Raw genomic sequence first — 23,821 nt, 5'->3', positions numbered from 1 at the left:
AATCGTGAGAGGATGACAATGAAACATGGCAATTTACTGTGGGAGGTGTGGTTGCAAGCCATTTTCAGGCGGCGCAAAGCAGGATAGACGCGCCCATGCCGGAACGGGAAGCCGGTTATCATGCTTCATCTGTTATCCGGAAAATATAAATCAGGAGGTGATTGTGCGCACATTTTTTACTGCATGGCTGGCCGCAATATTATTCATTCCCGCGCTGTCCATCGCCGCCAACCCGGATGCGCCGTGGGGCGAAGCCCGTGTGATGGAGCCGGCTTATGCCAAACAGAAAGTTGTCTACGACGTGCGGGCAAATTCCGAAGCGGCGGTGCGTTCGGTCATCAGCCGTGCGGTATTGCTGGCCAGCCTGAATGGCGATGACCCGTTCGACAGCAAGATCGTGATCGTGCTGCACGGCAATGAGATTCCCTATTTCGCCATCAAGAATTACGCCAAATATCAGGATCTGATGCAGCGCGCGCAAAGCGCTACGCAAAACGGCGTGATTGAATTCCGCATGTGCCGGATTGCCGCCAGAGGCCATGGGTTTGAACCTGCGGACATCCATGGTTTTGTGACCATGGTGCCGATGGCGGATGCCGAGATCGTGCGCCTGCAGCAGGCAGGTTATGCCTATATGCGTTGATCAGGCTAATACACCTGACAGCGCGTTTCTCTCAGTCTAAGCAGTCGATTCCGTGCGCTGCGCTGGTGAAATTCAGCGCGTGCGCAACGGGTTTAATTTTTTCCCCAGCTCAGCCGCGGATAATTCCCCCAGGTGAGTATCGATCAGCCGTCCATGGGCGTCATAGAACAGGGTGACGGGTAACATTGCCGAACCAGCCACGCGGCCGAGCTGGGTATCGTGATCAAGGATGACATTTGCCAGATAAAACGGGCTGGCGGATAGATACCGCTGGGCGGTTGCCTTGCTTTCACCCTGGTTGGCAAACACAAAGCTCGCCCATGCTTCCTGCTTTTGCGCGGCGGCGAGCATCGGCATTTCGTGCCGGCAGGGCGGACACCAGCTTGCCCACAGATTGACGACCATCGGTTTGCCGTCGGCCAGTGCGGCCAGATTGGTCGATTCGCCGGATAGCAGAGTGACCTGGATGGCAGAGGGCGCGGGTTTTTCCGCCTGGCGCATCACGCCGATGATCCCCAGCCAGGCGAGCACCAACAACGTTAACGCCAGGGTGTTTCGTTTACCTGGCGATAAAGCGGCCCAGCTACGCCAAATTGCCTTCCACACTGCCGCAATCGGTATCAGGAAACTTCTGGCCATGACGCTTCAATTTTTACCGGCCGGGCGCATCTGGTTTAATTTATTCGCCAGCGAGGCTTCGGACAGACCGCCTACGTGGGTATCGATCAACTGCCCCTTGGCGTTATAGAACAAGGTGGTGGGCAATGCCCCGGAGCCGACTTCGTGACCAATGCTTGCGGTGGGGTCGAGCAGCACATTGGAAAGATCGATTTTACCGGTGCTGAGGTAGTGCTGCGCCGCCTCTGCCTCCTCGCCCTGATTGACGAACACGAAGCTCACGCCCGTTTCACGTTTTTGCGCGGCGGCGAGCACCGGCATTTCGCGTCGGCAGGGCGGGCACCAGCTTGCCCACAGATTGACGACCATGGGTTTGCCGTGGGCCAGCGCGGCCAGATCGGTTGGTACGCCGGCCAGCGTCATCAACATCTGCTTGGGCAGTACCGGCTGTTCGGCGTTGCGCAGTGCGCCGAACAGCACACCCCACACCAGCACGCCTGCCATCAGGCCCAGCATCAAGGGCTTACGCAGGACCGGCTGACGCCAGCCGCGCCAGATTGCGACCAGCAATGCGGCTGCCACGCCGGCCCAAACCATGAATCCGCCGTCGCGGATGTCGAGCATTGACCAGGGCGCGCTGCGGTACGTATCGAACCAGGCCGCGACAAAGGCAATGCGCGCCATGATCACCCCCGCGAACAGCATGTCGAACAGGGTGTTGACGATACCTGTGTGCTGGCGGCGCCCGGCCAGATGGCCGGCGCCCGCCGCGGCCAGTCCGGCCGCCAGCAATAGCAGCACGCTGCTCGATAGTGCAAAGGGGCCGATATTAACGGTTAGCATGTTCATCCTTTATTTGGTTTGTCGCAGAGCGTCGTGAGATTCGTCTGTACCCAGTTTACCGGGGATGGGCTCGTGACAGCATGCCTTTTCGGAACTTGCCGGGGCTCGTCCAGTCTGCTTGAGTAGTATTCGTCTCAGGAAAATTGCATTTGATCCGAACCCGACACACCTTTATAGTTCGCCCATGCGATCCAATGGCAAGCTAAAACCCATCAGACCGTATATGCGTGGGGTACTGAATTTTTTCCTGGCTGCGTTGCTCAGCCTGCAGTTGATCGCCCTGACGCAGCATCACCATGATCTCAGCACCCAGCAGGATAATTGCGCGGCCTGCAATCTGGCCCTTCATTTCTCCGGGGGCACGCCCACCATAGCCGTCGCGCTGCCGCTGATGGCGCTTGTTTTGGCTTACTGGATTACGGCGCATCCGGTTCGCATTGTTGATCTTGTTCCGCGTCGTCACGTCCGTCCCCCTTCCCAAGCACCTCCATTCGCCTGAATCCACTGCTGTTCTTGTGACGCGCACGCCTGTCAGCGTGCGCGTGTGGCTTTGTGCTTACTGGAGTTTGCTGTATGAATATTCGTTTATCCCGCATGGGCGCGGCGTTCGCGCTTGCATTTGCTGTTGCTGCACCGGCGCGCGCGGCCGCCATTCAACCCGGACAGATCGAAGGCCGGATCAACAACACGCTTGGACAGGCGGTCGTTGATGCCTCGGTCAAGCTGCAATCGCCCGACGGTAAAACACTGGGCGTGACGCATAGCGATGCGCAAGGGCATTTCAGTTTCACCCGGCTGGCGCCCGGCGTTTATGCGGTGGTGGTCGAGAAAGCCGATTTCCAGACCGGCACCGACATTGTCACATTGACTGCCGATGCAGGCAAAGCCAGCACCATTACCCTGGCCAGCACGCAGGCGCTGGAAGTCAAAGTGACAGCCCGCAAGCGGGAACGGCCGCGCAATGGTATTGCCACGGACACCGGCAGCAGTAATTACCGCATCAGCGCCGGGGATGTGGCGGCCTTGCCGCAAGGTGCCAGTACCCCGCTCAACCAGGTATTGTTGCAGGCGCCCGGCGTGGCGCAGGATTCGTTTGGACAGTTACATATCCGCGGCGAGCACGGGAATGTGCAGTACCGCATCAACGACATCATCGTGCCGGAGGCAATCAGCGGCTTTGGCCAATCGCTGGATACGCGCTTTGCCGAAAGCATCAATCTGCTCACCGGGGCGTTGCCTGCGCAATATGGTGACCGCACTGCGGGCGTGGTGGATATCCATACCAAAAGCGGCGCGTTCGACAACGGCGGACGCATCGGCATGATGGCGGGCAGCCACGACACGCGCGAACTGTCGGGCGAAGTGAGCGGGCATCAGGGTGATTTTTCTTATTACCTCAATGCCTCCACCACTTCAAACGATCTCGGTATCGAAAATCCCACGGCATCGCGTAATGCCATCCATGACACAACGCACCAGAACAAAGGCTTCGGTTACTTCTCCTATATGCTCGGTGACAGTGCAAAACTGAGCCTGATTCTGGGTAGCTCGGACAACAAGTTCCAGATTCCCAACGTACCCGGCCAGACGCCGAAATACACGCTGAACGGCGTCACCAGTTATCCATCTGCCAATCTCGACGAACGCCAGCGCGAAACCACGCGTTACGGCATTCTTGCGCTGCAGGGCACATTGGGTGACAAATTCGATTATCAGGTCGCGGCGTTCAGCCGCTATTCCAGGGTATTGTTCGAGCCGGATACCACGGGCGATCTCCTCTATACCGGCGTCGCCTCGCACGTGCTGCGCACCAGCCAGGCCAATGGGCTGCAAGCCGACGCCAGCTATCATCTGAACCCCCGGCACACTCTGCGCAGCGGTGTATTCATCAGCCAGGAGCGCCTCGATAACAATAACGACGTGCTCACCTTTCCGGCAGATAACGCAGGCAATCAGACCAGCAGCACCCCCTTCGGATTTACCGATAACAACAGCAAAACCGCCAATCTGTACGGCGTCTACGCGCAGGATGAGTGGAAGGCGACGGACAAGCTCACCGTTAATTACGGGGTGCGCTTCGATCAGGTAAAAGCCTATGTCACCGATCGCCAGTTAAGCCCGCGTCTGGGCGCAGTGTATAAACTGACGCCGCAGACCACCTTGCACGCGGGTTATGCGCGTTACTTCACGCCGCCGCCCAACGAGCTGATCAGTGGTCAGGCCGTGGCGAGTTTCCAGGGCACCACCAATGCGCCGCCGGGCACGCAGAACGATGCGGTCAAATCCGAATCTTCCGACTACTTCGACATGGGGATCAGTCACCAGCTCACGCCCTATTTCACCCTGGGGCTGGATGGCTATTACAAGTCGGTGAAAAACATGCTGGACGAAGGCCAGTTCGGCTCGGCGCTGCTGTATACCCCGTTCAATTACAGCCAGGGCAGGATATACGGCGCGGAGCTGACTGCCAATTACCGCAAGGATAATTTCTCCGCGTATTTCAACCTCGCCCACTCCACGGCGATGGGGCGTGGTATCAATTCGGCCCAGTACAATTTCGATGCGGCCGAGCTGGCCTACATCGCCAACAACTGGGTGCATCTGGACCACGACCAGCGCATCACCGCCTCGCTTGGTACTGCGTATCGCTGGCGCGACACCACTTACAGCGCCGACGCGATTTATGGCAGCGGCCTGCGCAACGGCTTTGCCAACACCGGGCATCTGCCCGCGTATGCCCAGGTCAACGTCGCCGCCGCGCATACCTTCAACGTGGCGCAACTGGGCAAACTCGAAGGCCGCGTGAGCATCCTCAACCTGTTCGACCAAAGCTACCAGATCCGCGACGGCAGCGGTATCGGCGTGGGCGCGCCGCAGTACGGCCCGCGCCGCGCAGTCTACTTCAGCCTCGACAAGTTTTTTTGATTAAGCAAAACAGTGATTTATTCACGAAATACACGAAAAGAAACAACGTATTGGATTAAGCCATTTCCCCGTTAGGTAACGGATATGTAGCTTAGCGTCTTGCTTTAATGTTTTCGTGATTTTCGTGCTTTTCGTGGACCAATTGCTTTTCCAGGATTAAACCGGGGCGGCTTTGTTGTCCCATATTGGAGATATACCATGCAAGATTTACACGAAAGCTGGATTGCCATCAAACTCGGTGGCGTCATGATTTTTCCGCTGTCACTGCTGGCCGTGCTGGCAATTGCCATCATGCTGGAAAAAGCCGTGCTGTACTGGCGCTACGCGCGGCTGTCCCGCGACCTGCTTGATCTGGTGGAAACCTACGGATTCGCCTGGGAGACGCTGGAACACAAACTGACTGCGCTCAACCAGCGCAATTATTTTCGGCGTTTTTTCAGCGTGGTGCTGGCCAACCGCAGCCGTCCGGCGTGGTGGACCGAATCGCGTGCAGCCGACGAAGCACAGCTGATCGAAACCGCACTGTCGCGTCGCCTGTGGGTGCTGGAAACCATCGTCACCGCAGCGCCGCTGCTCGGGCTGATGGGTACCATCGGCGGCATGATGCACGCTTTCCAGCTGATCGGTGGGGCAGGCCTGGTCAACCCCACCGGCGTGACCGGCGGCGTCGCCCAAGCGCTGATCGCCACGGCGGTGGGCTTGCTCATCGCGCTGATTTCACTGTTCGGCTTCAACTATTTCTCGCGCCTGCAGGCACAAACCATGGATGAAATGGAGCGCCTCGGCACGCGCCTGATCGACCACATCCGGCTTGACGAACAGGAACGCGGGCCAGCAGGAGAACGGTCATGAAGCTGCGTAAAGCCCGGGTGCAGCGCAAAGGGCGTATTGAAATCATCCCGATGATCGACGTGATGTTTTTTCTGCTGGCGACGTTCATGCTGGCGTCGCTGTCGATGCAGAACCTCAATTCGCTCAAGGTCAATCTGCCGCAAGGCAAGGCCGAGCACATGAGTACCGAAACCACGGTGACGCTGTCGGTTACTGCGGACGGCAAGCTCTTTATCAACCGCGCGCCGGTCAGCCTGTCCACCCTTGCCGCCACCTTGAAGCCCTTGATGCTCAGCAGCGAGCAAAACATCGTGGTATCGGCCGACAGCAAGGCCCCGCAAGGCATAGTAGTGCAGGCCATGCTGCAGGCGCGTGCAGCCGGCGCGCAGCATTTCCTGATTGCTGTGGCACATGAATAGCGCTGCCGTGATTGGCCCGCCTGTCAGGCCGATGAACCCGTGGTGGCCGCTGCCGTTGGCGCTGATATTGTGGGCGCTGATGTTGTGGGCGCTGATGTTGTGGGGGTTCGGCTTGTTTTTTGCCGCACCAGACAAGATGGCGAGCATCCCACCTGCTCCGATTGATGCCCGCATCATCGAATTGCCGCCACCTCCTACACCACCCAAACTCCAGCCAAAGCCAGTTATTAAAGCGGAGAAAGTGGCACGTCCTGTCGTTGTTCGGCCCACCCCGCAACCGGTGCAAACACCGCCGCCCGTGGCGAAAGCGGCCTTACCCGCGCCACCTGCATTTTCGTCGCCACCCCCTCGTGTCGAGCCTGCCCCTGTTCCACCGCCGCCCAAGCCGGAGTCCAGTTCCGGCAGCAGTCTGACCGGCACCCAGCAAATGGGCGCGCGAGCCCTGTACCAACCCAAACCGAAGCTGCCCGAAGACCTGCGCGATGAAACCATCCATATCGTGCTGGTGGCGCGCTTTCACATCAAGCCCGACGGCAGCGCGATAGTCGAGCTGATCCAGCCAAGCTCCAATCCGCGTATCAACCAGGGTTTCTTGAACACCCTCAAAACCTGGCGTTTCTTCCCGGCAATCCAGGACGGCAAACCGGTGGCGTCGGTACTGGATGTAAAACTGCCGATTGATGTGGAGTAGGCCAGCGCGGACCAGGAAGACCAGGAGGGGTCAGGTCTTGCCTTTTGCTTTCCCTTTCCCTCTTTCCCATGTCTGCACTATGCGGCTAATTCTGGACACCGACAGCCCGGCTTCTTTCGCTATCGCACTCATGGTATATCCACCGGTAACATGCGCCAGCGCAATAGCTTCATTGCGAGGATGGTTGTTGAAAAAATATGTCAGACTCCGGTGATAAGCCCGGCGTTGAACGCTGGGCACATCAACCGCGTCGGCCTGTTCAGACGTCAACAGTGCCTGCATGCGCGTCATGAACGCCGCGTCACCAAGGTATATCTGCCCCTTGAGTGCATCGTCCCACAGGCGCACATTCTTGCCCTGCGCCACCAGAGTCGCATAATGGCTGGCGGCCAGTGCACGGTCCTCGTCGGACACTGCGTCGTATCCCAGCAGATAGCCATGCACTGCTGACGTGTCCAGCCAGGACGGCGCCGCCGTCAGACCGGTATGCGCACGATAGCTGCTCCACGGCCATTGCGCCGGATCAGCAACCATTGCCGCGCGCACCGGGTTCAGGTCCACATACCGGCATACCTCCAGCAAATAGGCATCGCGATCGACCAGAATCGCCTTGAAACGTCCCTGAAACAAATGGCCCACCTTGGCATGGCGGCGATTGTAAGCTTGGGTATAGACCCCGTTGATCTGGCGCATCAATGCCGACAAATTGGGTTGACGTGTATGCAGCACCAGATGGTAGTGATTGCCCATCAGGCAAAAAGCGAGCGCGCACGCATCAAAACGATCGAGTGCCAACGCAACGATACCCACAAACGTCTGGCGATCTGCATCATCCTCAAAAATCGGCTCGCGCCGGTCGCCACGCGATGTGACGTGATACAACGCGCCGGGAAATTCGATACGTAACGGTCTGGTCATACGGGATATGCTAAAGAAGAGATTGGCAAAAGGCAAGGCCTGACCCTGCCGCCTTTCTTCCGACCTTCCGCCTTCAGGATTTCCACATTTTAATTTAGTGTGTATAATACACACAATGAACAGCGCGGAACTCATCAAAAGGTTGGAACAAGCAGGCTGGGTGTTGCGCGGCGTCAAGGGTTCGCACCATGTCTACACGCATCCGGCACGCGGCGGGCATATCAGCGTGCCACATCCTAAAAAAGACCTGGGCGTCGGGCTTGTACACAAATTGATGAAACAGGCCGGCCTGAAATGAAAAGGAGCAAGCCATGAAGTATCCTATTGCAATTGAACCCGGTGACGATGCTCACGCCTTCGGGGTGACTGTCCCCGATCTGCCCGGCTGCTTTTCGGCGGGCGATACGCTGGACGAGGCCATCGACAATGCCCGCGAGGCGATTGAATTGTGGCTGGAAGTGGTGATTGACGATGGTGGCGCGGTGCCGGAGCCGGCAAGCTTCGCCGCGCATCAGGCCAAGCCGGATTACGCGGGCTGGGTGTGGGCGGTGGTGGAAGTTGATCTGTCCGCGCTGTCAGACAAGGCCGAGCGGGTCAACATTACCTTGCCCGCGCGGGTGTTGCGCCGCATCGACGCAGCGGCGAAGGCGGCGGGTGAATCGCGTTCCGGTTATATTGCCAGGCGTGCGTTGGCAGCGAAATAAAAGGGACGCTACTCCTTTATGCGCTGCCACCTTTTGGCAAAAGGCAAGGCCTGACCCTGTACTGGGCCTGACCCTGTACTGTGACCCCCAGGCCTGACCCAGGCGAAATAAAAGGCAAAAGGCAAGGCCTGACCCTGTGGCCCCGAAGGAGGGCGGAAGATATCGTGTCTGACCCCATTTATTCCGAAAGGCAAAAGGCAAAAGACAAAAGGCAACGCCTGACCCTGTGGTCCTTGCTTGCATCAAAAAAAAGCCTCCCGAAGGAGGCTTTTTATCATACGAAGCACGCTTGCGGATGCTTAACGGCCAGTTCCTTTCACTATCTTTGTTGGAATGGTATCTGTACCGCCTGCAGTCCACTCAATTCTGGTACCGCTAGCGTCGGGTGCACCTACACCAGCATATACATAGCCACCCACCTCCGCAGTGCCCGTGAACGTTATTTGCACAGAAGCGGCGGTAGGGGCGGTCACTACGATTGCGGCAGTGCCAAATTTAGGTTGAGGCAATGCTCCAAGACCAAGTTGAGCTGCAGTTACACAGTTTGTACTTACACCTGCAGCGTTTTGCATACAGTCAGCAACTGCTAATTTTACGGGGCTGACAGATGAAAGGTTATCGGCCCACTTGGAACGAGTTATATAATCTTGATACTGCGGAATCGCAATCGCCGCCAAAATACCGATAATCGCCACGACGATCATCAATTCAATCAGGGTAAAACCCTTTTGTATGCTTTTCATTTGGATATCTCCTATTGGTTAAGAAAAACAAAACACCGCAGTGTTTGGCTGGGTAGATGCAACGGATGTGCCAGCCTGGTTTTGCGCTGCACGGTTTTAGTTGGCGTGGCCGGCAGGTGCTTGAATATATAAAAATAGCCTTGCTTATTAGGTATATACCATTTTTCACGGGGCGCCGGTTTTTATTCCGGGCATGCGCATGGTCATGGCTGGCGGCCGGCGCGGTGATGTTCCAAGGCGGAAAGTGACGTTTTGCGGCAGGCGCTGTTATTGGCCGGGGGTAGCAAATTAATTTGGTGTGCCCCATGGGTCAATAATGACTAAGCCATCGATATTGCTAAAGTCTTTGATATTACGGGTGGCGATAGATAATGAATTGACGCGGGCGATCGCGGCGATTTGCGCATCCTCAACGCTAATCGGGATGCCTGATTTCTTGCGGGTAGATACTATTTTTGCGTAACAATCGGCGGCGAATAAAACGAACAAAATGGGGTCAGACACGATATTCACGGGAATAAAATGGAATGTATTATCTGGCGATGCCCAAAAATACCGCCAGGCAACGCCCAACTTCAAGCATGACCTCATCACTGGCCGAACCAAACGCCTCACCGAGCTTGTCCCGCTTCACGGTCATCGCCTTATCCACCATCACTTGCGACGGCTTCTGCAGGCTGTTTATTTTATCTGGTTGCACGGTTACACGAAACAACGGCGCATCAACCAACGTACTCGACACCAGCAAGACTGTCACGGTTGCGTGCTCGTTGAATGGGTCGGACTGAATCACCAGGGCGGGTCTTGGCTTTCCAAGATCGCCTTGCATGGCGATGGTCACGAAGTCACCTCGATTCATGCGGTCCAGCCATCCACATCTTTCAGCGCTTCATCGATGAAATCCATCATTTCCACGTCTGCCATATCAGCCTGAGAGGCCAGTTTTGACTGACGCTGGCACTCCGCCGCAAAGCCTGGCCGCCTGGTATCCGGCACCCAAATTTGAATGGGACGAAGCCCGGCCATGCGCAGTGCATCACGCCGCTTTCGTACTCGTGCAGCAACAGGGGTGACCATAGCAAAATCTCCTCTTTTCGTTTGTTACATGTAGCATGGTAATACGAAAAAACGTTACATGCAACCGAAAGAGTCGGTGAAATAACCCGTGTAAAACGTAGGGCGTCAATAAGCGTAACGCATTGCGCCGGATGATGAATAAAAACAGCCGGACCGATTAACGCAGCCGGTGAACCTGTGCGAATGCGTCAATGAGGAAATCGGAAAGACGAGACGGCATCATTCGGGAGCGCATCCTGTGCGACCTACAAAACGCAAGATGTGGACGCGCTATGCTAATCCATGGGTGGTTGAACAGGATAAATGTTGTTATATTATGCGCATAATAATCCAATGTGAAAGGATCCCATGCCATGTTGCCCACCATTCATTCCCTCAAAAAGGCGACCAACATCACGCTTTCCGCAGATGTGTTGGCTGAAGCCAAGGCACTGAAGATCAATATTTCGCAGGCGTGCGACCAATATTTGCGCGGGCTGGTGCGCGCTGAGCGCGAGCGCCGCTGGCAGCATGATCATGCTGATTTTGTCGCTGCTTATAATCAGACAGTCGATACTGAAGGTTTGCCGCTGGATCAGTGGCGGGCGTTTTAGCCCATATGGCGCGTTTTGATGTGTACCGCAATACCGGCGCGCACGCTGATGCAACACCGTATCTGCTGGATGTGCAAAGCGACTTGCTGCAAGGGCTGCAGACGCGGATTGTCGTGCCGTTGCGCAGACACGATCGTTTCCCTGGTGTCGGCCTGCCGGCCAATCTTGCGCCGACGTTCGAGATAGAAGGGATCGAATGTATCCTGGAAATACCCAAGCTCGCAGCGGTGCCGATGCGCTTGCTGAAAACACCCATTGCAACGCTGGCGGGCAGCCAGTTTGAAATCACGGTGGCACTGGATTTCCTGTTTCAGGGGTTTTGATGAGATAAAAAAGGCAGTCGCGGGATTTGGCTCAATCCGCAGAGGCAACGCTACAGACATAAAGCAAAAAGGCCACGTTTTCACGTGGCCTTTTTGCTGTTTTGGTGGGTCGGGCGGGGGTCGAACCCGCGACAAACGGATTAAAAGTCCGCTGCTCTACCGGCTGAGCTACCGACCCGGCAAGCCCGCCATTATACGGTATTGGGCAGGTCCGTCAACCTCAGGTCGTGAGTTTGCGGTAGATGTCGGCGGCTTTGAGCGGTAATTTTTTCACGTCGTCGATTTCGATGTAATTGGCGGCGCCGTACATGTGCGGCAAATAGGCTTTGGCTTCGCGGTCGATGGTGATGCAGAACGGGTGAATGCCGGCGCGGCGCGCTTCGATCAGCGACTGGCGCGTGTCTTCGATGCCGTACTGGCCGCGGTAGACGTCGAAATAATCGTCGGGCTTGCCGTCGGAGAGGGTAATCAGCAGCTTGGTGCGGGCTTCGACCTCGATCAGCAGTTTGGACAGGTGGCGGATGGCGACGCCCATGCGCGTGTACTCCTGCGGGGTGATGCCGGCGATGCGCGCCTTGACTGCTGGCGTGTAGGGCTCGTCGAAACTTTTCACGCGGAAGATTTCGCAGCGTTTGCGGGTGATGCCGGAAAACCCGTAAATCGCGTAGCGGTCGCCCAGCACTTCCAGCGCCTCGGCCAGCAGTACCAAGGCTTCGCGCTCGGCATCGTTGATCCAGCCTTTGGTGGAGCCGCTCATGTCCACCATGAACATCACCGCGATATTGCGCTCGGAACGGTGCATGCGGGTGAACAGGCGGTCGCTCATTTCGCTGCCGTCGCGGGCGTCGGCCAGGGCTTCGACCAGCGCGTCGATGTCCACTTCGTCGCCTTGCACCTGGCGTTTCTCCACGCGGTTTTCGTCGCGCATGGCCTCGAAGGTTTTGCGCAGGTGCTTGACCAGACCGCCATAGCGGGCGAGGACTTCCGCCACATAGCTTGCTTCGCCGGGGCGCACGTCCTTTTCGCGCAGCACGCACCAGTTCTTGCGGTAGTGCTTGCGGCCGCAATCCCACTCCGGATAGAGGTGCGCGCCTTCCTCGTGGTAAGTGCCCTGCCAGACGGCATCCGGGTCGCGCTCCTCGTCCTGGTAGAGCTTGGGGTCGTATTCGCCGTCGCCCGCCGGGGTGAGGTATTCGGGCGGGATGTCGCCGAGGTCGAGCTTGATCGAGGTGATCAGCTGGCGCACGTCTTCCGGCGGCGCGACAGGCATGTCGTCGAGGGTGATTTCGAACTGGTCGATGTTGGGGACGTTGCCTTCTTCGGGTTCCTTGATATTGAACACCGGCGGCTTGTTTTCTTTTTCCTCTTCCTCATCGCGTTGCGACGGACGCAGGTCGTCGACGAGTTCGGCCAGCTTGACGCGCAGCAGCATTTTTTCGCGTTCCAGCCGCGCCGCCAGCGTGCTGGCCACCGCGTCCGGGCGCAGCTCGCCCTGATAGCAGATCGGTTCGGGCGGCGCATGAGCATAGGCGGATTGCAGGCAGCGCAGGGTGTCGGTGACGGCAGCCGCCGGATCAGCCAGTTGTGCTGCGAAGCCCTTCCATTCGGGCGGCAGGGCAGTTTGCCCCAGCGTTTGACGCAGCGCCAGCATGTCGCGGTAGAGCCCTGGCAGCTCGCGTGCGAGGCACGCGTCAAGGCGCAGAGTTTCCAACGCAAAAAAGCAATTCAGCGCATGCGCCTGGTCGGGATAATCGGCCAGCGCGTCGTGCAGGTTGACGCGAAAGCTGCCGTAGCGCGTTTGCGCCCACTGGAACGCGACCATGGCCTTGGCCAGGCGGAAATTGTCTTCCACCGTTTCCATCCAGGCGACGACGGTGGGCAGATACAGGGTTTCGCTGTCGGTGAAAGGGGCATCGGCTTGCTCCAGTTTCAGTTTGCGGCCCGACAAGCCGCGTATAAAGGTGAACAGGATGCCGCTGATATCTTCGAACACGATCCCGGAAGTACGGGTTTCGCTGCTATGCACGAACTGCTCGACATTGCGGATGACCAGCAGCGCATCGCGCAGGCCGGTACGGTCGTAGGTGTCCATGGCGGTGAGCGCCCAGGTTTCCAGCACGCGCCGGTCGAGCTGGTCGAGCAGCGGCACGGCGCGTCCGGCGAACTGGTAGGCGATTTCGATATTGGTGGTGCTGATGCGCTTGACCCAGTCGAGCAGATAGTCCTGCTGTAGCCGTGGCAGGGGATGAATGGCGGCGATCAGTTCGTCCAGACGCAGGAAGGAAAATTCGGCCTCGAGGGTTTCTTCGAGGAAAGCTTCTATCGCTTCGGCAGATAATGGCGGGTGCTGAACCATTCAGGCGGTCAGAACAATGACGAGGACAATTCCTGTACCGCGGCCAGCATTTCCGCATCATCGGTAATCGCCTGCGCGATGGCGCACTGGCAGGCAGTGACCGGCGGCACGCCTTTGGCGATGAGCTTGCCGGCATGGATCAGCAGCCGCGTGCTGGCGCCTTCTTCCAGACCGCTGCCCTTGAGATTGCGCGTCATCTGGGCTAATTTGACCAGACGCTCGGCCAAAGCGGCATCCACGCCACTCTCGGCAGCGACGATTTTGGCTTCCAGGCGGGCGTTGGGATAGTCGAATTCCAGTGCCACAAAGCGCTGCCGGGTACTTTGTTTCAAATCCTTGAGCACGCTCTGGTAACCGGGGTTGTAGGAAATGGCCAGGCAGAAATCCGCGTTGGCTTCGACAATCACGCCGAGCTTTTCCATCGGCAGCGCGCGGCGGTCGTCGGCCAGCGGGTGGATCACCACCATGGTGTCCTTGCGCGCCTCGACGATTTCATCCAGGTAGCAAATCGCACCGGCGCGTACTGCGCGTGCCAGCGGGCCGTCTACCCACACCGTCTCGCCGCCTTTGACCAGATAGCGCCCGACCAGGTCGGAGGCGGTGAGGTCGTCGTGGCAGGAGACGGTAATCAGCGGGCGCTTCAGACGCCACGCCATGTATTCCATGAAGCGCGTCTTGCCGCAGCCGGTGGGGCCTTTCAGCAATACCGGCAGGCGGTTGGCGTAGGCGGCTTCGAAAATGCTGATTTCGCTGCCGACCGCTTCGTAATACGGCTCGCGCTCGATGAAGTTGGATTCCGGGTTGAGGGTACGGGCGTTCACGGCGGGCTCAGTCCTTGATTTCGTATTTGTCGTTGGGGTCGCCGTGCTGGATCGCTTCGGCCGGAATTTTGGCGGTGATTTCATCCATGATTGCTTCACGCTCGGTCTTGCGTGACAAGCGCTTGTCGTAGGCATCTGCTTTCAGTGCGATGCTGGGCTCGTTGAACATGACCTGGCGCAGCAGGCGGAAACCGAATTGCATCAGCTCCGGCTCGGAACCGAGTATCTGGCTCATTTCCGTGTCGCTGAGGTCGTAAACTTCGCGGAACGACGGGTGTTCGACGAACTGGCGGAAACGGTCCAGGTCGTAGCAGGCCATGAAGAATAGTTGCAGGCTGCGGTCCGTGGGTTTGCCGATGGTGGGGCCGGCGGATTTTTTCTTCAGGATGAGCTGGCGCCAGCCGCGCCCGAGCTCGTCGTATATCTCGACGCCTTGCTCCTTGCGATAGTCGTTGACGGTGATGCTGCGCGGTTCGTTGTGGCCCAGACAATGCGCTTCCTGCACCATGGCGTAGGAGGTGCGGTCGGTGGTTTCGTCCTGGCGGCGCATGGACAGCAGCGCGACGGGGTAGTAGCGGCACGAGGTAGGACGGTCTTCGTAGACGCTGCAACCTTCCGGACGCATGAACTGGCAGGCGGTGCCTTCCTCGACCGGTTTTAATTTGATACCGGCAATACCGCCCGGCTCTAATTCATAGGGAACGGTATATTTGACCAGGAAATCGCCGGAACTCATGTTGAGGTGATTTTTCAGACGCAGCACGTCGTAGGGTGTCAGGCTGATGTCGATATTGCTGCAGCACGCATTCCAGCACTTGATGCCTTTGCGGCACTGGAACTGGATGGTTTTGTCGCCTTCTACCAGTTGTGGCACAACCGGGCTTTGCGGGAAGGGGAAATCGTTGATGTCGGGTTGTTGCATGATGGGCCTCGTTGCGTAACATTGCAGGAGCGGCTTAAGCCGCGAAACCAAAATGCATCGCGGCTTAAGCCGCTCCTACATCCGGAAAAATCATTCTCGTTTTATCGAGAATCGGAATAAGCGTATCCCGTGTTTCCAAAGCAGTCGGTATTCCAACTGCTTTGGAAACAAAAAACCGGGCACCGTGGTGCCCGGTTCAATTTTACTGCGATACCGGCATTAATGCGCGGCAGGTTTGAACAGCTTGGATTTGTCCACCAGATCCACGTGGGCACGCTTGAACACCGTCCATTTCTTGGAGTTCTTGTCGTACACGGAGTTGACGAAGCAATGCCAGTTTTCCTCGTCCACAAAGTTTTTGTCCATGCGGTAGTAGAAGCCCGGATAACGGGACTCTTCGCGGAACTGGATGTGCTTCATGTGGGCTTCCGCCGTCAGGATGCGGTGGTAGTTTTCCCAGGCGCGCAGCAGTTCGTGCAGGTCCTTTGCACGCATCTTCATGGCGTCTTCTTTCAGCATTTCCAGTTTCTCTTCCGCCACGGCCAGCATGTGGGCGTTGGTCTGGTAGTAGGTGGCAACACCGGCTACGTACTCGTCCATGATTTTTTGCAGACGGAACTGCAGCATCTTGGGCGTGATGTAGTGCGGGTTGATATCGATCGCTGTGGTGTAATCCTTGTGCTCCAGATAGGTTTTCACCGGCTGATAGATATCGGCCACCAGTTGCTCGGGCGAGGTATCCAGCTCGGGTTTCCAGTCCTTGTTGTCGATGCAGTATTTGACCATCGCCTTGGCGCACATGCGGCCTTCGGCATGCGAGCCGGAGGAGAACTTGTGGCCGGACGCGCCCACGCCGTCGCCAGCGGTGAACAGACCCTTGATCGTGGTCATGGAACGATAACCCCAGTTCCAGCCTTTGGGCAGGTAGCTCGGGATTTTGTCGGCTTCGGCGTGTTCTTCCGAGGTGGGGGCGCCGAGATCCTCGGGACCGGATACCCAGATACCGCAGCAACCGGAGTGGGAACCCAGCAGGTAGGGCTCGGTCGGCATCAGTTCGGAGTTTTTCTTCTCTGGTTCGATGTTTTCACCGACCCATACGCCGCATTGGCCCACGCACATGTCGAGGAAGTCTTCCCAGGCTTCGGCTTCCAGGTGCTTCACTTCACGCGGAGACAGGGTCTCGCGCAATTTGGCCAGCGCTGTCACCGTATCCATGTAAATCGGGCCGCGGCCTTCGCGCATTTCCTTCAGCATCAGGTGGTTACGCAGGCAAGAAGCGGGCACGGCTGCTTGTCCGTAGGGAGGGTAGTCGTTCAGCAGCTCCTTGTTTTTCACCATGTACACTTCGCCAATGGCGTTGGTGGCCTGGGCTTTGAACAGCAGGAACCATGCGCCCACCGGGCCGTAGCCGTCCTTGAAACGGGCGGGCACAAAACGGTTTTCCATCATGGTCAGCTCGGCGCCTGCTTCTGCAGCCATCGAGTAGGTCGAACCGGCGTTCCATACCGGGTACCAGGCACGGCCCTGACCTTCGCCCACCGAGCGCGGGCGGAACAGGTTAACGCAACCGCCAGCTGCCAACAGGATGGCCTTGGCCTTGTAGACGACAACTTTGTGATCGCGCGTGGAGAAACCGACTGCACCGGCAATGCGCGAAGGATCGTTCTTGTCGTTGACCAGCTTGACGATGAAAATACGCTCTTCAATACGATCCATACCGAGCGCTTTTTTGGCGGCTTCGGCAACGATCCACTTGTAGGATTCGCCGTTGATCATGATCTGCCATTTGCCGGAGCGCACTGGCTTGCCGCCATCTTTCAATGCAGGCATGCCTTTGGAGCCGTCATGGCGTTCGCCGTTTTCGTCAGTCTTCCAGATTGGCAGGCCCCATTCTTCGAACAGGTGCACGGATTCATCGACGTGACGGCCCAGGTCATAGGACAGGTCGTCGCGGGTGATACCCATCAGGTCGTTGGATACCATACGGGCGTAATCGGCAGGGTCCTGCTCGGTGCCGATATAAGTATTGATTGCGGACAGTCCCTGTGCCACGGCACCGGAACGATCCATGGCGGCTTTGTCCACCAGTTTGATTTTCAGGTCGATGCCGGTTTCAGCCTTGGCGGCGTCTGCCCAGCGCATGACTTCGTAAGCGGCACCGCAGCAGGCCATGCCGCCGCCAATGAAGAGGATGTCTACTTCCTCTTGAACCACTTCGGGATTACCAAATTCTCCAGCCATTATCTAATCTCCTAGCTTGCAGTTCAGCGTGGCGCACAGGCCCGCTCCCTCCTGCAATATGTGTTGGGTTAACTTCTCGGCTTACTTGCGGATCAACTCGGCAGGATTACCGGCGCGATAGCCACCCGAAGCGGTGAAGAATCCTGATTTGGTGATGTTTTCCAGCTTGGCTGTTTCCTTGCCGCCGTAGCAGTCAATCGAGCCTTCCGGAGTCGTGCGAATCGGAAACTTGAAGCGCTTGAGCGTGCCATTGCGGAATTTGATGGTCCACATGATGGAATCGGAACCGCGCAATGGCTGAACCGAGCCGCCCAGCGGCACGATATCGGCATAGTGACGCACTTCAATCGCGTTTTGAGGGCAGATTTTCACGCAGGAATAACATTCCCAGCACTGCTCGGGTTCCTGGTTGAACGCCTTCATGGCGTGACCGGTTTCGGAACCGTCTTTGTCCAGCTTCATCAGGTCGTGCGGGCAGATGTACATGCAAGCGGTCTTGTCCTGACCCTTGCAGCCATCGCACTTGTCAGTACGAACATAGGTAGGCATGTCTTAGTCTCCATTACGTTAAAAACACCGCGTAAGTCGCGGCCCTTTGAGACGCTGAACCAGCCTTGGCCGGGGCGAATGCCGGGCTGTCCAGCTTCTTCCGCTTCCGGAGGCTCAGAGCTTCAAATTCCTGTATTGCAAGTCGCATTCATTGACTGCGACGCCGAAACATCACGCAGCCGAGTGGCCTTTCAATTCGATTTTGATGTTCTGCTCCGCACTCAAACCGGCGTAATATTTTTGCAATACCTTCGCTACTTCGGGGCGGCTGAATTCCTTTGGCAAGTCCTGCCCTTCGGACAGCATCGAACGTACTTTGGTGCCGGACAGCAGGATGCGGTCATCCTTGGTATGCGGGCAGGTGCGTTGCGATGCCATGCCGCCGCATTTGTTGCACCAGAAGGTCCAGTCGATGTTCATGTTGGTGGTTTCAAGCGAGCCGGCAGGAATCTCGTCGAAGATTTTCTGCGCATCGAACGGGCCGTAGTAGTCGCCCACGCCGGCGTGGTCGCGGCCGACGATCAGGTGCGAGCAACCGTAATTCTGGCGGAACAGCGCATGCAGCAGCGCCTCGCGCGGACCGGCATAGCGCATGTCCAGCGGGTAGCCGGCCTGGATGACGGTGTTGGGCGCGAAATAATTCTCGACCAGGGTGCTGATCGCCTCGGAGCGGACTTCGGCGGGGATATCACCCGGCTTCAGCGCTCCCAGCAATGAGTGGATCAGCACGCCGTCCATGGTTTCGATGGCGATCTTGGCCAGGTATTCGTGTGAGCGGTGCATCGGGTTGCGGGTCTGGAACGCCGCTACTTTGGACCAGCCGGCTTTTTCAAACGCGGCACGGGTTTCGGCGGGAGTCATGAACTGGTCGCCGTATTCTTCCTTGAAGCCACCGGTAGAGAGTACTTTAACCGGTCCGGCAAGATTGACCGGACCCTGCTCCATGACCATTTTGACGCCGGGGTGAGCCAGATCGGCGGTTTTGTACACCATCATGCACTCGTGTGCCTTGTCGATGGTGTATTTTTCGGTGATTTTCATGGTGCCCATGATTTCGCCGGTTGCATTATCCACCAGCGCTACTTCGGAGCCTTCCTTGATGCCCTGCGCGCAGATGGTATCCGTAGAAAGCGTCACCGGGATCGGCCAGAACAGGCCGTTAGCCATTTTGTAGCCATCACAAACGCCTTGCCAGTCGGCATGGGTCATGAAGCCATCCAGCGGGGTGAAACCGCCAATGCCGAGCATGATCAGATCACCGGTTTCACGCGAAGACATGCGCACTTTGGGAAGATTTTGCGCGCGTGCGAGTTCGGCTTCGCATGCAGCGCCAGTAAGGAGTAGCGGCTTTAGTTCACCACCGCCGTGTGGCTTTACGAGTTTGGACATCCGGTTTCCTCATCCAGTTGATGATATTTATTTGTGCTGAACAGGATAGCACCAAGGCGGAGCCGCCCTAATCCAAGTTTCTTATTCCAAAATAAGAAATTTCGATTCTTGGCTGTGCCAAATTAAAAATGCCCGGCAAAAAACCGGGCATTTTTAATTTGATAATTCTTGCTAATATTTTTTAAGCGTCAAAAAACATCGGCATGTCGGACTGCTCGACTTCAATTTTTTCTATCCAGCAAGACTGGCTGGCGCCGCCGGCAGCGGCCAGTTTTTTTGTTTCCTCGAATAACATGCGCCAGCGGTTGAACAGGCAGTCGCTTACCTTGTGCATGCCGTTGTCGAAATAGGAATTGTGCAGATCGCCGATGGTGCGGGTGAATGATTCCATCTGCTCCAGCTGGTTGTGCGGGTAACCGGTACGGCTGGTGTCAACGTATTTCAACAGTTCGCGCTTGAGCGCCTTAAGGAACACTTTCTGACCATCGGTCAGTTCGGCTTCGGTGCGCGTTACACCGCTGTGATTGAATACTTCATGCATATATTCACGCAGTCGACTGCCGAAATTGAACTGGCTGTAATTCACCGCTTCCATTTTTCATTCTCCATTAAATAAAGTGCGACCTGTGTAAGCTGTTTTTATGGTGTAATCGTGTGCCTGTTTGCAGTCTTTGTCAAAGCAGTTCTATTTCCAGAAATTCAGGATGCAGCAGGGTTTTGTCGGAGTTGAGTACGGGAATGACCACTACCTGTTGCACCTCGCGCCGGGCACGTCCGTGCACGTCACTCTGGATGGCGGTACTGGCAGCAAAGCTTTGCGCAACCAATGACGGGCCGTCTTCCAGCACTTCCACTATTTCATAATCCAGGTCGCGCCAGCGCAGACGCATGCCGATCATGCCCTGCAATTGCGCCAGACTGATCGGCAGTGCTTCCACTATTGCACCAGGCCTTTGATCCAGCGGGCATAAAGCCGGTCAGCGACCTGATTGAGTGCACGGATCTGATCCTCCATATTGGCCTGCATGATCTCCGGCGTCTGGACCGCGGGACTGTCGCTGGTGGCGATTTCATCGGCCCAGCTATTGCACCAGGAGCGGATCATGGTCGGCGTCATCTCGATATGGCATTGCATGGCCAGATGTTTGCCGATGACATAAGCCTGGTTTTCACAATGAGCGCTGCGCATGATATGGGTGGCGGATTCAGGCAGGGAAAATGTCTCGCCATGCCAGTGGAAGCCCTCGAACCGGGTCAGTCCATCCAGCCAGGCACGGGCAGCGTCATTGTCGGTTGCGCTGACGTCACTCCAGCCAATTTCCTTGACAGGATTGGGTTCGACCATGCCACCCAGCGCCTTGGAGATCAATTGCCCGCCCAGGCAATGGCCCAGAACGGGCACGTCTGCGGCCACTGCGGAACGGATAAGCTGCAGGATGGGCGGAATCCATGGAAGTGGATCGTTCACGCTCATCGGACCGCCCATAAACACCAGCCCGGCATGACTGGCGGGGTCGTCGGGGATCGGCTGACCTTCATCCACCTTGATAATTTCCCAGGGAATATCGTGTTTATCCAGAAAGGTGGCAAAATAGCCGGGGCCCTCTGACGGGGTGTGGCGAAAAATAGCAACGGTTTTCATATTTCAATTCAGGGCGGCGATGAAGAAGATGAATAAACTGAATTTGCATTGTATGGCAATTGCGGCGGTTTTGTTGAGTGCAAATGCGACAGCAGCACAGATCAATGTGGTCGGACTGTTCAAGGACAGAGCCATGGTGATCGTCAATGGCGGCAAGCCGCGTGTGCTGGCTGCAGGGGAATCGGAGCAGGGAGTGAAACTGCTCTCAGCCGATGCGCAGTCGGCGACTTTCGAGGTGGATGGTAAACGCCGCGTTTTGAACATGGGGCAATCTTATGCAGGCAGCGGCGGCAGCGCGAAGCCTGTTGTGAACCTGAATGCGGACGGCCGCGGGCATTTTTTTACCACCGGTACCATCAATGGACATAGTATCGATTTTATGGTGGATACCGGCGCGAGTTCAGTTGCCATCAGTTCACGGGATGCGGATCGCATGGGGGTGAATTACCGTAACGGCCAGCGCGGTCTGGTGAGTACTGCAAACGGCACGGCGGTAGCGTATCGGGTGTTGCTCAATAATGTCCGTATTGGCGGGATCAGTCTCAACATGGTGCCGGGGATGGTGCTGGAAGGTGACGGCATGTCGGTAGCTTTGTTGGGAATGACCTTCCTTAATCAGGTTGACATGAAACGCGAAGGAACTTTAATGACGCTCACCCAGCGTTATTGATGCATCGTTCCAACGGATCAATACCACACCCATCGAATGGGCTGAGGTGACGAGCCTGTACGCCAGCGCTGGCGCGCACTACAATTAGCAGTTACCCATATGAATAAATTCCTTTAAATCATACAACATGAAAAGAATGCATAAGCAAATCGCGGTATTGACTGTTCTGGCAATGGCCGCGCTGGTTCCGTCATTGAGTCAGGCGATGACCTCAGAAGAAACCGTAATGCTGTCCAATGCAGCTGAACGCGGTAATGATGGTGCGCAACTCTTGCTGGCTTTCGAATATCTGCATGGTGATACTGCGCGCGCAAAAGATGAAAAACAGGCCGCGTACTGGTTCGAGCGCGCGGCGGTGCAGGGCAATGTGGCGGCGCAGAAAATGCTGGGCGACCTCTATGAGCAGGGCCGCGGCGTACCGGAAAATCTCAAGGTCAGCGCGGATTGGCGCACCAAGGCGGCGTTGCGTGGCAATACCGGCGCCCAGGTAAGTCTGGGTAAAATGTATCTGGCCGGTGCTGGTGTGGAGAAGAGCCCGGAAAAAGCCGAATACTGGCTACAACGCGCGGCGATTGAAGGTAACAGCGAAGCGCAGTTTCTATTGGGAAAAATGTACAAACTGCGCGATTCGAATGCGCGTGAGCAAGCGTTGTCGGGCAATATGCTGGCCAAGTCTGCTTCGCAGGGTTTTGGTTCGGCAGCAGAGTTTCTGCAGTTTATGGAGAATGCCCGCTACAAGGTGTCGGAGTTGTTTCACCAGCGTCCGGCGGACATTCATAAACTGGCGCAGGATGGCGATGTGGAGAGCCAATACCGGCTGGCGACGCGCTACGAAAGCGGCCACGGCGAATCACAGGATAATGCCAGGGCGCTGTACTGGTTCAAACAGGCTGCCGGCAATGGTCATGTCATGGCGATGAAAAGCCTCGCGCATATTTACGCCAAGGGGCTCGATGGCGTGACGCCGGATGCCAGGATTGCCGAATACTGGGCAATCCGGGCACAATCCGCTAAACCCTGATTTTTGTATCAGCCTGGACCAGGCAGCCTCAAGTCATAGCAGTACCAAGCTGGGGTATACCAATTCAAACTGGTCGCGTTTTATCATTTTCGATCAAGGCGTAGGCCGAATGGTTGTGGATAGACTCGAAATTTTCTGATTCCACTACATAAGCATCTATTTTGGTCTCTTTTTCCAATGCGGAGGCGACGTCGCGCACCATGTCCTCGACGAATTTCGGATTGTCGTAAGCACGTTCAGTGACGTATTTTTCATCGGGGCGCTTGAGCAGGCCGTAGAGTTCGCACGAAGCCTGATCCTCAACGGTGCGTACCAGATCTTCGATCCACAGGAAGCCGTTGGTGCGCGCGCTGACCGTGACATGCGAACGCTGGTTGTGGGCGCCGTAATCGGAGATTTTTTTCGAGCAGGGGCACAGGCTGGTAACCGGCACCACGATTTTGGTGGTGTGGGTATAGCGGCCATTTTCGATGGTGCCGATGAAGGTCACCTCGTAGTCCATCAGGCTTTGTACACCGGATATCGGCGCAGCCTTGTTGATGAAATAGGGAAAGCTCATTTCGATATAACCGGATTCGGCTTCCAGGCGTTCGACCATCTGGCGCATCATGGACTCGAAATTCTCCACCGAGATTTCACGCTCGCGCGTGTTCAGTATCTCGACAAAGCGCGACATGTGCGTGCCTTTGAAATTGTGCGGCAGGTATACATACATATTGAAACTGGCCACGGTATGCTGCACGCCGCCGCTTTTATCGGCGACCTTGACCGGGTGGCGGATGGATTTGATACCGACTTTATTGATGGCGAGCTGGCGGGTATCCGCATAGTTCTGCACATCAGGCATGGCGGCGACTTCGCAGCAGTCGTTCATGATGTCAT

General features: G+C 56.8%; 29 protein-coding genes and 1 tRNA gene. 12 read left to right on the top strand and 18 right to left on the bottom strand.

Going from position 1 to position 23,821, the window contains the following annotated elements:
* The first annotated feature begins 163 nt into the window (after nt 1-163).
* Nucleotides 164-643, top strand: a complete 480-nt coding sequence (locus ACYCZJ_RS08275) for a DsrE family protein (protein ID WP_461553756.1) — start codon at nt 164-166, stop codon at nt 641-643.
* A 72-nt stretch (nt 644-715) separates the two neighbouring features.
* Here ACYCZJ_RS08275 and ACYCZJ_RS08270 read toward each other — a convergent pair whose 3' ends face one another.
* Together ACYCZJ_RS08270 and ACYCZJ_RS08265 are read right to left on the bottom strand one after the other, a co-directional pair.
* On the bottom strand, nt 716-1,282 hold the full coding sequence (locus tag ACYCZJ_RS08270) for a TlpA family protein disulfide reductase (protein WP_461553755.1): 567 nt from the start codon (nt 1,280-1,282) through the stop codon (nt 716-718).
* Nucleotides 1,283-1,288: 6 nt separating this feature from the next.
* Nucleotides 1,289-2,104, bottom strand: a complete 816-nt coding sequence (locus ACYCZJ_RS08265) for a TlpA family protein disulfide reductase (RefSeq protein ID WP_461553754.1) — start codon at nt 2,102-2,104, stop codon at nt 1,289-1,291.
* Between the two features lie 223 nt (nt 2,105-2,327).
* On the opposite strand from ACYCZJ_RS08265, the gene ACYCZJ_RS08260 reads away from it, so the two are divergent.
* The 5 genes from ACYCZJ_RS08260 (at nt 2,328) to ACYCZJ_RS08240 (ending at nt 6,970) form a co-directional block, all read left to right on the top strand.
* Nucleotides 2,328-2,603 (top strand): hypothetical protein, encoded by a 276-nt coding sequence (locus tag ACYCZJ_RS08260; RefSeq protein WP_461553753.1) that lies wholly within the window; start codon nt 2,328-2,330, stop codon nt 2,601-2,603.
* A gap of 74 nt (nt 2,604-2,677) precedes the next feature.
* Nucleotides 2,678-5,029 carry a TonB-dependent receptor gene (locus ACYCZJ_RS08255; RefSeq protein ID WP_461553752.1) on the top strand — a complete coding sequence of 784 codons (2,352 nt, stop codon included), beginning with the start codon at nt 2,678-2,680 and terminating at the stop codon, nt 5,027-5,029.
* A gap of 198 nt (nt 5,030-5,227) precedes the next feature.
* Nucleotides 5,228-5,881, top strand: a complete 654-nt coding sequence (locus ACYCZJ_RS08250) for a MotA/TolQ/ExbB proton channel family protein (RefSeq protein WP_461553751.1) — start codon at nt 5,228-5,230, stop codon at nt 5,879-5,881.
* Entirely contained in the window at nt 5,878-6,279 is a 402-nt protein-coding gene (locus tag ACYCZJ_RS08245) for an ExbD/TolR family protein (protein WP_461553750.1), read from the top strand. Before ACYCZJ_RS08250 ends, ACYCZJ_RS08245 begins: the two co-directional genes overlap by 4 nt.
* Entirely contained in the window at nt 6,272-6,970 is a 699-nt protein-coding gene (locus ACYCZJ_RS08240) for an energy transducer TonB (RefSeq protein ID WP_461553749.1), read from the top strand. The genes ACYCZJ_RS08245 and ACYCZJ_RS08240 overlap by 8 nt, the downstream gene beginning before the upstream one ends.
* A 30-nt stretch (nt 6,971-7,000) precedes the next feature.
* Here ACYCZJ_RS08240 and ACYCZJ_RS08235 read toward each other — a convergent pair whose 3' ends face one another.
* Entirely contained in the window at nt 7,001-7,888 is an 888-nt protein-coding gene (locus ACYCZJ_RS08235) for a transposase (RefSeq protein WP_461553748.1), read from the bottom strand.
* Nucleotides 7,889-8,003: 115 nt separating this feature from the next.
* Here ACYCZJ_RS08235 and ACYCZJ_RS08230 point away from each other — a divergent pair, with 115 nt between their 5' ends.
* Both ACYCZJ_RS08230 and ACYCZJ_RS08225 read left to right on the top strand, forming a co-directional pair.
* Nucleotides 8,004-8,186 (top strand): type II toxin-antitoxin system HicA family toxin, encoded by a 183-nt coding sequence (locus ACYCZJ_RS08230; RefSeq protein WP_461553747.1) that lies wholly within the window; start codon nt 8,004-8,006, stop codon nt 8,184-8,186.
* Between the two features lie 13 nt (nt 8,187-8,199).
* Nucleotides 8,200-8,592, top strand: a complete 393-nt coding sequence (locus ACYCZJ_RS08225; RefSeq protein ID WP_461553746.1) for a type II toxin-antitoxin system HicB family antitoxin — start codon at nt 8,200-8,202, stop codon at nt 8,590-8,592.
* Between the two features lie 299 nt (nt 8,593-8,891).
* Here the strand turns inward: ACYCZJ_RS08225 and ACYCZJ_RS08220 are convergent, their stop codons facing one another.
* The 4 genes from ACYCZJ_RS08220 to ACYCZJ_RS08205 form a co-directional block, all read right to left on the bottom strand.
* Entirely contained in the window at nt 8,892-9,335 is a 444-nt protein-coding gene (locus ACYCZJ_RS08220; protein WP_461553745.1) for a pilin, read from the bottom strand.
* Between the two features lie 288 nt (nt 9,336-9,623).
* Nucleotides 9,624-9,839: a PIN domain-containing protein gene (locus ACYCZJ_RS08215; protein WP_461553744.1), complete on the bottom strand. Its 216-nt coding sequence runs from the start codon at nt 9,837-9,839 to the stop codon at nt 9,624-9,626.
* A gap of 28 nt (nt 9,840-9,867) precedes the next feature.
* Nucleotides 9,868-10,194 carry a type II toxin-antitoxin system PemK/MazF family toxin gene (locus ACYCZJ_RS08210; RefSeq protein ID WP_461553743.1) on the bottom strand — a complete coding sequence of 109 codons (327 nt, stop codon included), beginning with the start codon at nt 10,192-10,194 and terminating at the stop codon, nt 9,868-9,870.
* Nucleotides 10,191-10,412, bottom strand: a complete 222-nt coding sequence (locus tag ACYCZJ_RS08205; protein ID WP_461553742.1) for an antitoxin MazE family protein — start codon at nt 10,410-10,412, stop codon at nt 10,191-10,193. The genes ACYCZJ_RS08210 and ACYCZJ_RS08205 overlap by 4 nt, the downstream gene beginning before the upstream one ends.
* A 353-nt stretch (nt 10,413-10,765) precedes the next feature.
* On the opposite strand from ACYCZJ_RS08205, the gene ACYCZJ_RS08200 reads away from it, so the two are divergent.
* Both ACYCZJ_RS08200 and ACYCZJ_RS08195 read left to right on the top strand, forming a co-directional pair.
* On the top strand, nt 10,766-11,005 hold the full coding sequence (locus ACYCZJ_RS08200) for a type II toxin-antitoxin system CcdA family antitoxin (protein ID WP_461553741.1): 240 nt from the start codon (nt 10,766-10,768) through the stop codon (nt 11,003-11,005).
* Between the two features lie 5 nt (nt 11,006-11,010).
* A complete protein-coding gene (locus ACYCZJ_RS08195; protein WP_461553740.1) occupies nt 11,011-11,328 on the top strand; it encodes a CcdB family protein in 318 nt (105 codons plus the stop codon).
* 102 nt (nt 11,329-11,430) lie between these two features.
* Here the strand turns inward: ACYCZJ_RS08195 and ACYCZJ_RS08190 are convergent.
* The 10 genes from ACYCZJ_RS08190 to ACYCZJ_RS08145 all read right to left on the bottom strand — a co-directional run bounded on the left by ACYCZJ_RS08190 (nt 11,431) and on the right by ACYCZJ_RS08145 (nt 21,248).
* Nucleotides 11,431-11,506, bottom strand: a tRNA-Lys gene (locus ACYCZJ_RS08190).
* Nucleotides 11,507-11,548: 42 nt separating this feature from the next.
* The gene (locus tag ACYCZJ_RS08185; protein WP_461553739.1) at nt 11,549-13,684 is read right to left on the bottom strand and encodes a nitric oxide reductase activation protein NorD; all 2,136 of its coding nucleotides are present in this window, start codon (nt 13,682-13,684) and stop codon (nt 11,549-11,551) included.
* Nucleotides 13,685-13,692: 8 nt separating this feature from the next.
* Complete coding sequence (locus ACYCZJ_RS08180) at nt 13,693-14,505, bottom strand: AAA family ATPase (protein ID WP_461553738.1); 813 nt, start codon at nt 14,503-14,505, stop codon at nt 13,693-13,695.
* A 7-nt stretch (nt 14,506-14,512) separates the two neighbouring features.
* The gene (locus ACYCZJ_RS08175; protein ID WP_461553737.1) at nt 14,513-15,427 is read right to left on the bottom strand and encodes a YkgJ family cysteine cluster protein; all 915 of its coding nucleotides are present in this window, start codon (nt 15,425-15,427) and stop codon (nt 14,513-14,515) included.
* 219 nt (nt 15,428-15,646) lie between these two features.
* Nucleotides 15,647-17,668 (bottom strand): adenylyl-sulfate reductase subunit alpha, encoded by a 2,022-nt coding sequence (gene aprA / locus ACYCZJ_RS08170; RefSeq protein WP_461553736.1) that lies wholly within the window; start codon nt 17,666-17,668, stop codon nt 15,647-15,649.
* Between the two features lie 81 nt (nt 17,669-17,749).
* Nucleotides 17,750-18,217, bottom strand: coding sequence for an adenylyl-sulfate reductase subunit beta (gene aprB, locus ACYCZJ_RS08165; protein ID WP_124704962.1), 468 nt, complete (start codon nt 18,215-18,217; stop codon nt 17,750-17,752).
* Between the two features lie 171 nt (nt 18,218-18,388).
* The gene (gene sat, locus ACYCZJ_RS08160) at nt 18,389-19,606 is read right to left on the bottom strand and encodes a sulfate adenylyltransferase (RefSeq protein ID WP_461553735.1); all 1,218 of its coding nucleotides are present in this window, start codon (nt 19,604-19,606) and stop codon (nt 18,389-18,391) included.
* A 181-nt stretch (nt 19,607-19,787) separates the two neighbouring features.
* Complete coding sequence (locus ACYCZJ_RS08155; protein ID WP_461553734.1) at nt 19,788-20,201, bottom strand: hypothetical protein; 414 nt, start codon at nt 20,199-20,201, stop codon at nt 19,788-19,790.
* A gap of 79 nt (nt 20,202-20,280) precedes the next feature.
* Nucleotides 20,281-20,544, bottom strand: a complete 264-nt coding sequence (locus tag ACYCZJ_RS08150) for a hypothetical protein (RefSeq protein ID WP_461553733.1) — start codon at nt 20,542-20,544, stop codon at nt 20,281-20,283.
* Nucleotides 20,544-21,248, bottom strand: coding sequence for a type 1 glutamine amidotransferase (locus tag ACYCZJ_RS08145; RefSeq protein ID WP_461553732.1), 705 nt, complete (start codon nt 21,246-21,248; stop codon nt 20,544-20,546). Before ACYCZJ_RS08145 ends, ACYCZJ_RS08150 begins: the two co-directional genes overlap by 1 nt.
* Nucleotides 21,249-21,276: 28 nt before the next feature.
* On the opposite strand from ACYCZJ_RS08145, the gene ACYCZJ_RS08140 reads away from it, so the two are divergent.
* Complete coding sequence (locus tag ACYCZJ_RS08140) at nt 21,277-21,918, top strand: retropepsin-like aspartic protease family protein (RefSeq protein WP_461553731.1); 642 nt, start codon at nt 21,277-21,279, stop codon at nt 21,916-21,918.
* Nucleotides 21,919-22,054: 136 nt separating this feature from the next.
* A complete protein-coding gene (locus ACYCZJ_RS08135) occupies nt 22,055-22,939 on the top strand; it encodes a tetratricopeptide repeat protein (protein WP_461553730.1) in 885 nt (294 codons plus the stop codon).
* 64 nt (nt 22,940-23,003) lie between these two features.
* On the opposite strand, the gene folE2 is transcribed toward ACYCZJ_RS08135, so the two are convergent.
* The gene (folE2, locus tag ACYCZJ_RS08130) at nt 23,004-23,813 is read right to left on the bottom strand and encodes a GTP cyclohydrolase FolE2 (RefSeq protein WP_461553729.1); all 810 of its coding nucleotides are present in this window, start codon (nt 23,811-23,813) and stop codon (nt 23,004-23,006) included.
* Nucleotides 23,814-23,821 lie beyond the last annotated feature (8 nt).

The organism is Sulfuriferula sp., assembly GCF_054605375.1.
Note: the sequence above shows the minus strand (reverse complement) of the source record. Positions and strands in the feature narration are given on the sequence as shown.

What these genes read in the sequence shown, in the direction of transcription:
- ACYCZJ_RS08270 (WP_461553755.1), bottom strand. Translation starts at nt 1,282, where the DNA reads ATGGCCAGAAGTTTCCTGATACCGATTGCGGCAGTGTGGAAGGCAATT.
- ACYCZJ_RS08265 (WP_461553754.1), bottom strand. Translation starts at nt 2,104, where the DNA reads ATGCTAACCGTTAATATCGGCCCCTTTGCACTATCGAGCAGCGTGCTG.
- ACYCZJ_RS08260 (WP_461553753.1), top strand. Translation starts at nt 2,328, where the DNA reads ATGCGTGGGGTACTGAATTTTTTCCTGGCTGCGTTGCTCAGCCTGCAG.
- ACYCZJ_RS08255 (WP_461553752.1), top strand. Translation starts at nt 2,678, where the DNA reads ATGAATATTCGTTTATCCCGCATGGGCGCGGCGTTCGCGCTTGCATTT.
- ACYCZJ_RS08250 (WP_461553751.1), top strand. Translation starts at nt 5,228, where the DNA reads ATGCAAGATTTACACGAAAGCTGGATTGCCATCAAACTCGGTGGCGTC.
- ACYCZJ_RS08245 (WP_461553750.1), top strand. Translation starts at nt 5,878, where the DNA reads ATGAAGCTGCGTAAAGCCCGGGTGCAGCGCAAAGGGCGTATTGAAATC.
- ACYCZJ_RS08240 (WP_461553749.1), top strand. Translation starts at nt 6,272, where the DNA reads ATGAATAGCGCTGCCGTGATTGGCCCGCCTGTCAGGCCGATGAACCCG.
- ACYCZJ_RS08235 (WP_461553748.1), bottom strand. Translation starts at nt 7,888, where the DNA reads ATGACCAGACCGTTACGTATCGAATTTCCCGGCGCGTTGTATCACGTC.
- ACYCZJ_RS08230 (WP_461553747.1), top strand. Translation starts at nt 8,004, where the DNA reads ATGAACAGCGCGGAACTCATCAAAAGGTTGGAACAAGCAGGCTGGGTG.
- ACYCZJ_RS08225 (WP_461553746.1), top strand. Translation starts at nt 8,200, where the DNA reads ATGAAGTATCCTATTGCAATTGAACCCGGTGACGATGCTCACGCCTTC.
- ACYCZJ_RS08220 (WP_461553745.1), bottom strand. Translation starts at nt 9,335, where the DNA reads ATGAAAAGCATACAAAAGGGTTTTACCCTGATTGAATTGATGATCGTC.
- ACYCZJ_RS08210 (WP_461553743.1), bottom strand. Translation starts at nt 10,194, where the DNA reads ATGAATCGAGGTGACTTCGTGACCATCGCCATGCAAGGCGATCTTGGA.
- ACYCZJ_RS08205 (WP_461553742.1), bottom strand. Translation starts at nt 10,412, where the DNA reads ATGGTCACCCCTGTTGCTGCACGAGTACGAAAGCGGCGTGATGCACTG.
- ACYCZJ_RS08200 (WP_461553741.1), top strand. Translation starts at nt 10,766, where the DNA reads ATGTTGCCCACCATTCATTCCCTCAAAAAGGCGACCAACATCACGCTT.
- ACYCZJ_RS08195 (WP_461553740.1), top strand. Translation starts at nt 11,011, where the DNA reads ATGGCGCGTTTTGATGTGTACCGCAATACCGGCGCGCACGCTGATGCA.
- ACYCZJ_RS08185 (WP_461553739.1), bottom strand. Translation starts at nt 13,684, where the DNA reads ATGGTTCAGCACCCGCCATTATCTGCCGAAGCGATAGAAGCTTTCCTC.
- ACYCZJ_RS08175 (WP_461553737.1), bottom strand. Translation starts at nt 15,427, where the DNA reads ATGCAACAACCCGACATCAACGATTTCCCCTTCCCGCAAAGCCCGGTT.
- aprA (WP_461553736.1), bottom strand. Translation starts at nt 17,668, where the DNA reads ATGGCTGGAGAATTTGGTAATCCCGAAGTGGTTCAAGAGGAAGTAGAC.
- aprB (WP_124704962.1), bottom strand. Translation starts at nt 18,217, where the DNA reads ATGCCTACCTATGTTCGTACTGACAAGTGCGATGGCTGCAAGGGTCAG.
- sat (WP_461553735.1), bottom strand. Translation starts at nt 19,606, where the DNA reads ATGTCCAAACTCGTAAAGCCACACGGCGGTGGTGAACTAAAGCCGCTA.
- ACYCZJ_RS08155 (WP_461553734.1), bottom strand. Translation starts at nt 20,201, where the DNA reads ATGGAAGCGGTGAATTACAGCCAGTTCAATTTCGGCAGTCGACTGCGT.
- ACYCZJ_RS08145 (WP_461553732.1), bottom strand. Translation starts at nt 21,248, where the DNA reads ATGAAAACCGTTGCTATTTTTCGCCACACCCCGTCAGAGGGCCCCGGC.
- ACYCZJ_RS08140 (WP_461553731.1), top strand. Translation starts at nt 21,277, where the DNA reads ATGAATAAACTGAATTTGCATTGTATGGCAATTGCGGCGGTTTTGTTG.
- ACYCZJ_RS08135 (WP_461553730.1), top strand. Translation starts at nt 22,055, where the DNA reads ATGCATAAGCAAATCGCGGTATTGACTGTTCTGGCAATGGCCGCGCTG.
- folE2 (WP_461553729.1), bottom strand. Translation starts at nt 23,813, where the DNA reads ATGAACGACTGCTGCGAAGTCGCCGCCATGCCTGATGTGCAGAACTAT.